The following is a 1,031-nucleotide window of genomic DNA, read 5'->3' on the forward strand; positions in this document are numbered from 1 at the left end:
CTTGCAACGGTGAACGTCAATTTTGATGGTGGAGGGGATGAGTATTTAAATCAGTACGAAATCGCGACTACTCGCCTCGAAGGGACGATTGAAAACATTGAAGATGGTCAGCGTATCCAAGTTACGGTAACCGACTCGTTAGGAGCGGTCATAAACTTAGAAACGGTGGTGACTGGTGGAAGTTGGTCTCTGGACGACGTTGACTTTTCTGGATTGTCTGAAGGTACGCTGACCGTTGTTGCTGAGAGTATAGATATAGCGGGCAACCCTGCAACCAGTGAAAACACCATCATTAAAGATACGCTCGCAAGTGTGACGGTGGACGTTGACGATGGCGGAGACGGCTATTTAAGCATTGAAGAGCGCCAATCTGTCACTTTGTCAGGGCAAGTCAGTGATGTTGAAAATGGTCAGACGGTTTCTGTCACGGTTCAAGACAGCTTGGGGGTGATGCTCTCGTTCAATACCGTTGTCGTTGATGGTATGTGGCAAGTCGAAGGGGCGAACTTATCCACGTTAGCCGATGGGGCGTTAACCGTATCTGCCTCCGTGAATGATGTAGCGGGCAACCAAGCGAAAGCAATGGATGAGGCTACGACCATAGATGCCACTGCTCCCACCATTGATATCGATACGGATTTTTATATTAGCGGTGGTCTTGCCATTGATGATTTCCGTGAGGGTATAGTCACGGAAATGAGAGGGACAACCAGTGGTGTAGAGCAAGGTCTGGCAGTGACGATTCGGGTAAGTGACGGAGACAGCACGCTGAATTTTACTGGCCTCGTTGATGCCTCAGGTTCGTGGACAGTAACCGGAATTGACGTAAACACTCTCAATCTAAACAACACGTGGACCATTGAAGCAGAAGTGTTGGATGCCGCCGGCAACCATGCGGTCGATACCATGCCGACAATAGTGCTACCCGGTTCAACGGTATTTTCTGAAAACATCGTTGGATTTTTTGGTGAGCAAAGCAGCTCGGCAGCCATCAACATAGAAAATGGTGTGCCAGCACTGCATGCAGAGCA

Annotated in this window: 1 pseudogene; it reads left to right on the forward strand. The window is 49.1% G+C overall.

Going from position 1 to position 1,031, the window contains the following annotated elements:
* Window positions 1-1,031, forward strand: a pseudogene (locus tag R8O70_RS26315) (RTX toxin); the annotation flags it as partial.

This window comes from Vibrio sp. 779(2023) (assembly GCF_033344285.1).
Lineage (GTDB): Bacteria > Pseudomonadota > Gammaproteobacteria > Enterobacterales > Vibrionaceae > Vibrio > Vibrio alginolyticus.